This is a genomic window from uncultured Abyssibacter sp. (assembly GCF_964000955.1).
Lineage (GTDB): Bacteria > Pseudomonadota > Gammaproteobacteria > Nevskiales > OUC007 > Abyssibacter.
On record NZ_CAXFCL010000088.1, the window covers coordinates 1 to 8,226 of the forward strand.

The 8,226-nt window shown below is 64.9% G+C and carries 9 protein-coding genes; 3 read left to right on the forward strand and 6 right to left on the reverse strand.

Annotated features, from left to right (window positions below; genetic code table 11):
• The coding region (locus tag ABNS06_RS04160) for a dienelactone hydrolase family protein (RefSeq protein ID WP_348672751.1) at nucleotides 1-267 on the forward strand (267 nt) is incomplete at its 5' end.
• Nucleotides 268-270: 3 nt separating this feature from the next.
• On the opposite strand, the gene ABNS06_RS04165 is transcribed toward ABNS06_RS04160, so the two are convergent.
• A complete protein-coding gene (locus ABNS06_RS04165; protein ID WP_348672752.1) occupies nucleotides 271-870 on the reverse strand; it encodes a TetR/AcrR family transcriptional regulator in 600 nt (199 codons plus the stop codon).
• 124 nt (nucleotides 871-994) lie between these two features.
• On the opposite strand from ABNS06_RS04165, the gene ABNS06_RS04170 reads away from it, so the two are divergent.
• A complete protein-coding gene (locus tag ABNS06_RS04170) occupies nucleotides 995-2,479 on the forward strand; it encodes a hypothetical protein (RefSeq protein WP_348672753.1) in 1,485 nt (494 codons plus the stop codon).
• Between the two features lie 5 nt (nucleotides 2,480-2,484).
• Here ABNS06_RS04170 and ABNS06_RS04175 read toward each other — a convergent pair whose 3' ends face one another.
• The 5 genes from ABNS06_RS04175 to ABNS06_RS04195 all read right to left on the reverse strand — a co-directional run bounded on the left by ABNS06_RS04175 (nucleotide 2,485) and on the right by ABNS06_RS04195 (nucleotide 7,474).
• A complete protein-coding gene (locus ABNS06_RS04175; protein ID WP_348672755.1) occupies nucleotides 2,485-2,784 on the reverse strand; it encodes a Rho termination factor N-terminal domain-containing protein in 300 nt (99 codons plus the stop codon).
• A 62-nt stretch (nucleotides 2,785-2,846) separates the two neighbouring features.
• Nucleotides 2,847-4,247: a cytochrome c gene (locus ABNS06_RS04180; protein WP_348672756.1), complete on the reverse strand. Its 1,401-nt coding sequence runs from the start codon at nucleotides 4,245-4,247 to the stop codon at nucleotides 2,847-2,849.
• A 2-nt stretch (nucleotides 4,248-4,249) separates the two neighbouring features.
• Entirely contained in the window at nucleotides 4,250-6,016 is a 1,767-nt protein-coding gene (locus ABNS06_RS04185; protein WP_348672757.1) for a GMC family oxidoreductase, read from the reverse strand.
• Between the two features lie 2 nt (nucleotides 6,017-6,018).
• Nucleotides 6,019-6,717 carry a gluconate 2-dehydrogenase subunit 3 family protein gene (locus ABNS06_RS04190; protein WP_348672758.1) on the reverse strand — a complete coding sequence of 233 codons (699 nt, stop codon included), beginning with the start codon at nucleotides 6,715-6,717 and terminating at the stop codon, nucleotides 6,019-6,021.
• Nucleotides 6,718-6,847: 130 nt separating this feature from the next.
• Entirely contained in the window at nucleotides 6,848-7,474 is a 627-nt protein-coding gene (locus tag ABNS06_RS04195; protein ID WP_348672760.1) for an isochorismatase family cysteine hydrolase, read from the reverse strand.
• Between the two features lie 91 nt (nucleotides 7,475-7,565).
• Between ABNS06_RS04195 and ABNS06_RS04200 the strand changes: the two genes are divergently transcribed.
• The coding region (locus ABNS06_RS04200; RefSeq protein WP_348672761.1) for a nitrilase-related carbon-nitrogen hydrolase at nucleotides 7,566-8,226 on the forward strand (661 nt) is incomplete at its 3' end.

Genomic DNA, 8,226 nt, shown 5'->3' on the forward strand with positions numbered 1-8,226 from the left:
AGGGTCAGGGCGAGCGTGCTGACCCTGATCGGTGCCGAGGATCCGTTGATCGAACTCGGCGAGCGGGTGGCCTTCGAGGAGGAAATGCGCAACGCCGGCGCCGATTGGCAGATCGTGCTGTACGGCGACACCCAGCACAGCTTCACCAATCCCGAAGCCGACGGCAGCGTGATGCCCTCGGCGATCTACGATGCCCGCGCCGACCGGCGCGCCTGGTCGGCGATGACGACGTTCTTCGAGGAACTGCTGGACACCTCCGGCCCCTAGCCCCTACCGGGCGCCGCCCGACAGCAGCCGATCCACCATCGGCCCGAGCAGGGTGTCGATGCTCTGACCGTGGACGAGCTGCTTGGCCAGATCCAGGCTGATCAGCCCGTGCACGCCCGCCCAGATCAGCTGGGCCAGTTCCTGCGCGTTGCCGCTGGCTTGCCCGGCCGCCACCGCCTGCGCCGCGATGTCGGTGACGAAATCGATTAGCGACTGGCGAATGTCGAGGAGTTCGTCGAAGCGGTCTGGTGGCGGCTGGTCCAGCGTGAACAACAGGCTGTATTCGGCCGGGTGTTCGCGGGCGAAGCGCACCACATGAGTGGTGACCGCCCGTACCCGTTTCAGCGGTGACGCGTCGGGCTCGTCATGCGATCGCAGGAAATCGCTGAACCGCTTCGAGCACAGCACGCGGATGGCGGTGAGCAGTGCCTCCTTGTTCTCGAAGAAGCGGTACGGGTAGGTGTGGCTGACCTGCGCCCGTTCCGCCAGCTTGCGGAAGGACACCGCGTCCAGCCCGTCGCCCAGATAAAGCTCCAGCGCGAGCTGCGTGAGCGAGCTGCGGGTCGCGTGTTCCGCGTGCCGGGTCAGTTTGGGGCGTGCCATGGACGCACATCATAATTAACTTTACAGTGTAAATTAATTGAATCGGCCATCTGCCGGGCGAGGCATGCGGCGAAATTGGGTCAAATCAGACACGCGTCGTTACAGGCTGGTCCCGGCCGGGCTGATGATCGCGCTGTTCACGCCGGCCGCGCAGGCCTTCAACGGCCTGTCCCTGCCCGGGGCGGGCGTGGTCCAGACCGGCATGGCGGGGGCCGGAACGGCGATGCTGCGCGACAGCGCGGCAACCCTGCGCAACCCGGCGGCCGGAGCATTCCTGGACCCGACCAGCACCTGGGATCTCGCGATCGGCTTCCCGACCGCCGGCTACGAGGCCAGTGAAACCGGCCCCGACTCACGGATCTCGTTGTTCGAATACCACGAGGGCAGCTATCGATCGGTTTACGAACTCGGTGGCGCTCCCAGCTATTCGAGAAACTGGCGTCCGTCGGAGCGGTGGGCCTGGGGCTGGGGGTTCTACGGCGCCGGGCTCGGGACCACGCTGACCGATGGCGCCGCGAACATCGCGCGCGGTGTGCCCGGCCTGGATTCGCAGTGTCAGGGTGATTTCGGTGGCGGTGATCCGCTCGATGGCGCGGGTCGCTCCAGCCAGTGCGGAGACCGTCGTGCCGACGCGGGCATTCAGCTCACCCGCGTGGTGCTGGGGATGCACCTGAGCTACCGGGCGACGGACTGGTTGTCGATCGGCGCTGCGCCCGTGCTGGCGGCGCAGCAGTTCAGCGCCACGGGCCTGGCGGCCTTCGCGCCGTATTCCAGCGAACCCGATCGTCTGAGCGACAACGGCGGCGACGTCGCCTGGGGCATCGGCTATCGCCTGGGCATCCATGCGCGCCCGCTGTCCTGGCTGGACATCGGCCTGTCCTACCAGCCGCGAGTCCGGACCGGCGAACTGGATCGCTACCAGGGGCTGCTGGTCGGCGGCCGGCTCGACATACCGACCAATTTCAATCTGGGCGTCCATCTGTATCTGTCCCCGCGTCAGAGCCTGGTCCTCGATCTCGATGCGATCGAATACCGGGAGGTCGCGATGTACGAGTCATCGCCGAACATGCAGAACTTCGTCGATCGCTGCATCGTGCCCCGGCTGCTCGCCGGCGGGGATGCCGCGGCGGGTGATCGCGAGTCCTGCCTGGGTGGCACGAGTGGGCCGGGGTTCGGCTGGCGTGACACCGTGGTTCGCAAGATCGGCTATGAATACCGAGGCGACCGCCTGGCCTGGCGTGTTGGTTACAGTCGGGGCGGGAGTCCGATCGACACGCCGGATGCGCTGATGACCGTCATCGTGCCCACCGTCGTCGACGAGCATGTCGCCATCGGCGCGTCCTGGCGGCACTCCGCCGGGTTCGATATCGGCTTCGCGTTGTCCTACGCGGTCCGGGCCACCCAAGAGGTGCGCAACGGCCTGAGCAACGTCTCCCTTCGTCCGTCCGTGATCACCAGCCCCGTCGACGTCATCGGAGGCGACGCGACATGGATCGGCCTGGATGCAGGGTCGGATACGTCGGACCAGACGGTGCGAATTTCGATGGACACCTGGCAATTCCAGATCGGGCTGAACTTCCACCTCGGCGGGTCGCCGCGTCGGGATTGAACCGCCTACTGCCGGGCGCGGATGGCGGTGATGAGATCGCCCTTGTTCATCCGGCTGCGGCCGGCGATGCTCAACTGCTTCGCCCGGTTGCGCAGCTCGTCCACCGTGCGTGATTCCAGTCGGCTGTTGGGGTTGCCGGTGCCCTGGGTGCTGCGGTTGGGTGTCCGTCCTTCCTCGCGGCGCTGGCTGTTCACCGTTCGCGCCGCGATCGATTCCGCCTCGTCCCTGGAGCGGCCCCGGTCAAGTTCGCTCTGTCTGACGTGCTTGTACTGGCGTTCGTCCTTGTTGCTCCATGCTTGTGGCATGACGTCCTCCTGAGTCGGAAGTGACTGATGTTGGACCGGGGTCGGACTGACGGGTTCAGTTCCTACGGGTGAACCTGCTCCCGTAGTTCGGCGACCTGGTCGGGGTCGATCCGTGCCTGCTCAGCCGGCTGGCCGCCGAAACGTTCGCGGACGAAGCCGGCCAGTGTTGCAATCTGTTCGTCATCCAGCCGCCAGGCGAAGTCGGGCATGGTCAGAACGGTCGGGTCCTGTTGTGTCTGCACGCCCTGTGCGCCTTGCAGAATCACCCTGATCAGGTTCGACGGGTCCTTCTGCGCGGTCGCGGAATTGTTCACCAGCGCCGGAAACGCGCCGGGCATGCCCTGACCCTGAAGGTGGCAGGCCTGGCAGTTGTCCATGAACAGGCGTTCACCCTTCGTGAGCTGGCCATGCTCGCCGATGGACATGGCCGGCGGCGGCATGCGACCCACGCGAACGGCCTGCGGTGTGCCGGCAGCGGATGCCGGTGAGGGGACCGAGGGGGACGTCCCTCGCTTGTCGGGTGTCGCGGTGGCAGTCTTTGCGACGCTGGTTTCGCCATCCCGGTTTTCCAGCGATTTCAGATAGACCGCCATCGCCCGGAGATCCGCGTCGTCGAGGTATTGCAGGCTGTCGTGAATCGCCTCCTTCATCGTGCCGGTCGCGGCGCTACGGGAAGCGGCCCCGGTCGTTAGGAACTGGACGACTTCGTCCACCGGCCAGTCTTCCAGCCCCATGCCGTCGCCGGAGGCCAGGCGCGGCGCATGCCAGCCCTGGATGGTGTTGCCCATGAAGGCGTTGTCCGACTGGATCGCCATGGCGATGTTTCTGGGCGTGTGGCAGCTACCGCAGTGGCCGGGCCCGGTGACGAGGTAGGCGCCGCGGTTCCAGAGGTCGGATTGCTCGGGGTCCGGCTCAAAGCGACCGTCATCGAAGAACAGGAGGTTCCAGCCCCACATGGCAGCGCGCCAGCTAAACGGCCACATCAGCTCGTTGGGTTTGTTCGGTGTGGCCTGAGGTTCGACGTGCTGGAAATAGGTCCACAGCGCGTCGACGTCGTCGTCGGACAGATGCGTGTAGGCCGTGTACGGCATTGCCGGGTAGAGATGCTTGCCGTTCTTGCCGGTGCCCTGGCGCAGCGCGCTGGTGAAGTCCGCCTTGGACCAGGTGCCAATGCCGTGTTCGTCATCCGGCGTGATGTTGGGCGAGTAGATCGTGCCGAACGGGGTGTCGAAGGCGAAGCCGCCGGCGTAGGGTTCGCCGTCCGCGGTCGTATGGCAGGCCGTGCAGTCGGCCGCGCGGGCCACGTAGGCGCCGCGCCGGATGGCATCGCCCTGGGCGGAGGTCAGGTCCTCGTCGGCGACGGCCAGCGCCATCGGCTCGAACTGCGTGTATTGCTGCGCCGCGGCCGGGACGGCCAGCGACAGCAGCGGGAGGACGGTGATGAAAACGGTGGTGATTCGCATGGTTACACCAGCAGTCCGGGTGCGTTCAGGTAACGGCTGCGAATGCCGTCGATCATCAGGTAGGTCAGCGCGCCCAGCGTGCTGGTCGGATTCACGCCGAAATTCTGCGGAAATGCGCTGGCGCCCGGTACGAACAGGTTCGGCACGTCCCAGACCTGCATGTACTTGTTGACGACGCTGGTGGCCGGGTCGTCACCCATGATCGCGCCGCCGGTGTTGTGCGTGGTCTGGTACGGCACGATGTCGTACGGACCCTCGCGGACATTCTTTTCGATTTGCGCCGGTTTGGGCGACATGGCCGTGGCGATCTCATGAGCCTTGTCCACGGTGAACTTCGACATCTTCAGATCGTTGTCGTGGAAATCGAAGGTCATGCGCAGCAGCGGCTGGCCGAAGGCGTCGGTGTAGGTCGGGTCCAGGTCGAGATAGCAGTCTTTGTACGACATGGACGAACCGTGGCTGCTGATCGACAGGCTGGAGTTGTAGGACTTGGCCACCGCCTGCTTCCAGCGGCTGCCCCATTTGCCGGCACTTTCCGGCGTGCGGGTCTGGTTGATCGGCCTCCCGCCGGTCTGCCAGGTGCACAGATAGGCGCCGCCGAGAAAGCCGTGTTCGCTGTGATCGAAGGCGGCGGTCTGCCAGTCGGAGACCGCCTGACCCAGCGCGCCCGCACCGACGAAGGGGTCCATGATCTGGTCGTCGAAATAGACGTCCACCGAACCCATCGTCTGGTAGGCGTAGTTGCGACCGACATTGCCGCGACCGGTCTTGGGATCGTAGGCCTCGCCGATGCCGGAGTTCAGCAGCAACTGCACGTTGTGTACCGCGTAGGCGCCACAGATCACGAGTTCGGCCGGCTGTTCCACCTCGCGGCCGTCGGGATCGACATAGAGCACGCCGGTGGCGCGCTTGCCGTCGTCGGAGAGCAGGATTTTCGTGACGTGGCAGCCGGTGCGCAGCTCGAAATTCGGCTTGGGCATGAGCGCGGGATGGATGCAGGCCTGGGGCGAGGCCTTGGAATTGTTGTAGCAGCCAAAGCGTTCGCAGAACCCGCAGAAGGTGCAGCCACCCATGCGTACGCCATAGAGGTTGGTGTAGGGCGCCGAGGCGTTGGCGGCCGGGACCGGGAACGGGTGCATGCCCACCTTTTTCGCGGCTTCGTCGAAGAGGTTGGTTGCATGCACGCGCTTGAGCGGCGGCAGCGGAAACGGCGCGCTGCGGTCGCCGGAAAACGGGTTGCCGCCTTCCTGGAATTCACCGTTGACGTAGCCGGCCTGGCCGGAGATGCCGCAGAGCAGTTCGAACCTATGGTAGTGCGGTTCCAGCTCCTCGTAGCTGACGCCCCAGTCCTGGATGGTCATGTCATCCGGCAGAAAATCCTCGCCGTAGCGCTCCACGGCCCAGGAGCGGTAGCGGAAGTCGTCCGGCATGCCGCGCCAAGTCTGGCCGTTCCAGTGAACCATCGCGCCGCCGACACCGGTGCCGAGCAGGAAGGAGCCGAGATGGCGCATCGGCAGTGCGGTCTGGTTCGGCTTGTTGCGGAAGGTCAGCGTGGACTGCGACAAATCCTGTTGCAGTTCATGACGGATGCCGTACTTCAGCTCGTCCATGATCTGCGGATAGGCAAAGTCCGGATCGGTGTTGCGCCACTGACCGCGTTCCAGCGCGACCACGTCCAGCCCCTCATCGGTCAATTCCTGCGCGGCGATGGAGCTGGTCATGCCGAAGCCGATGCAGACGACGTCGACGGGCTTCTTGCGTATGGCCATGCTCAGGCTCCCTGAATGGAGACGGGCGGATAGGGGTAGGGCTGGTCGGTACGCTCGGGCCAGTCGTAGTAGTTGCCGCGCGCGCCGGGGAACCCGACCATCTTCCAACCCGCCATGTCGCGGTTGCCGCCGTACATCGGATCGGCGAAGAAGCCTTCCTTGCTCATCCGCAGCAGCAGGTTGAAGAAGGCCACGCCGTCGATGCCGTCGAGTGGCAGATCCCCGGCTTCCACCGCCGCCAGCGTCTTGTCTTGATCCTCCGGCGGCAGGGCCGTGAACTGCTTACCGTCGTGTTTCTGACCGGCCGCGCGCTGCAAGGCGCGCAGGCCGTCGCGCATCAGTTCGGCGGGCGGCCGGCGGGACTGGTAACCTTGCGTGGGCGCGCCGTCTTCGTAAGGACCCTGCATGTACCAGCGCGCACCGCTGCCAAAGGGGCCGGCGAGCTGGCGGTCGATGAATTCGGGGATGCCCAGTTCGCTGCCGGCCAGACTCAACTCGTCGGCCGGAATGATGCGGTCGACAGCGGCGGCGAGAATGGCCGCGTCGTCGACATTTAGGGACTGGTACTGATAGTCGCCGCCTGGGCCGATGTTCGGGCCCGCCTCCGGCGGAGTGGGTCTGGCGCCCTGCGCGAGGCTGGTGACGCCGACGGCGGCCGCAGCGCTCCCCTTGAGAAATTTCCTTCGATTCAGTGGTGCCATGCGACGCTCCCTGACTGGGGCTCGCGGCGCCGGACGCGCTAGCGTTCCTGCTGTTGCACTGGCGCATCCGTGCGCCGCCTAGCGATGTTCAATACGTTCTGAACGGTTCTTGCCCGCAGAGTTCCTCGCATTAGGAAAAACCGCTTGGCGGGCCACCGGAGACGGCCTCGAACTTCAATTCCTCGGACGCGCGAATGTCCGCTTTAACCACTCGGCTCATCAACGTCAGCGCGCGCTTGGTGCCGTCGGGATCGACGCTGGCGACACAGTCGCGCGGGACAAACAGGCCGAATTCGCGCATGTAGGCGTCATGAGCCGTGAACAGCACGCAGACATCGGCGGCAAAGCCGGCCAGGATGAGCGTGTCGCGGTTCAAATGGCGCAGCAAAATCTGCAAGGTCGTGCCAAAAAAACCGGAATGCCTTGGCTTGAGCACGAAGTAGTCGTCGTCGTCCGGGTGCAGCAGTTCGGAAATCGCCTTGCCGGGTGCGTCATCGGCCGTGCAGTGACGGATGACCCCGGCGAAATCCGAGCGCCACTGGCCGAAATTGTCGTTGGCGTAGATCACCGGAATGCAGGCCGCCTTGGCCTGTGACTTCAGCGCTTTGACGCAATGGGCGGCTTCCAGCGCATCGGCAGCGAACTGCTCGGATTCGCCGTTGATCGCCATGTCGTTGATCACGTCGATCAGGATCAGCGCCGTGCGTTCCGGTTCCACGCAGGTTCGAGTATGTGGATGGTCGACATTATTGTTCATGAGGCTTCCGACAGAGTCAGCGTGGGCAAGTTTCATGGAACACAACGGGCGGTTGCCTATCCAACCCGCCATGGGCACGACGTTTCACAACATGTATTCGCACGGCTATCTGCGGGTCGCGGTGTGCATCCCGCATGTCCGCGTGGCTGACACGGTCTTTAACGCCGAGCGTACGATCACACTCGCCCGCCAGGTCTCGAACGAAGACGCGGCCATCGCGCTGTTCCCGGAACTGGGGCTCTCGGCCTACTCAAACGACGATCTGTTCCAGCAGGAAGCTTTGCTGGATGCCGTGCTGGACGCGCTGGACGATGTTATCCAGGCCAGCGTCGATTTCACGCCGCTGCTACTGGTCGGTGCACCGCTGCGTTTCGAAGGCAAGCTGTTTAACTGCGCCGTGGTGGTTCATCGCGGCCGCATCCTGGGTGTCGTGCCCAAGAGCTACCTGCCCAACTACCGCGAGTTCTACGAGAAACGGCAGTTCACCGCGGCCCGCGACGCGGTGGGGCAGACGCAGCGGCTGTTTGGTGACGACGTGCCTTTCGGCTGCGATCTGGTTTTCGACGCGGTGACCGTCGAGAATTTCTCGCTGCACGTGGAGATTTGCGAGGACCTGTGGGCGCCGGTGCCACCGAGCACCTATGCTGCGCTGGCGGGCGCCACCGTGTTGGCTAATCTCTCCGCCAGCAACATCACTATCGGCAAGGCGGAATTCCGCCGCGATCTCTGTGCCTCGCAGTCGGGTAAATGCG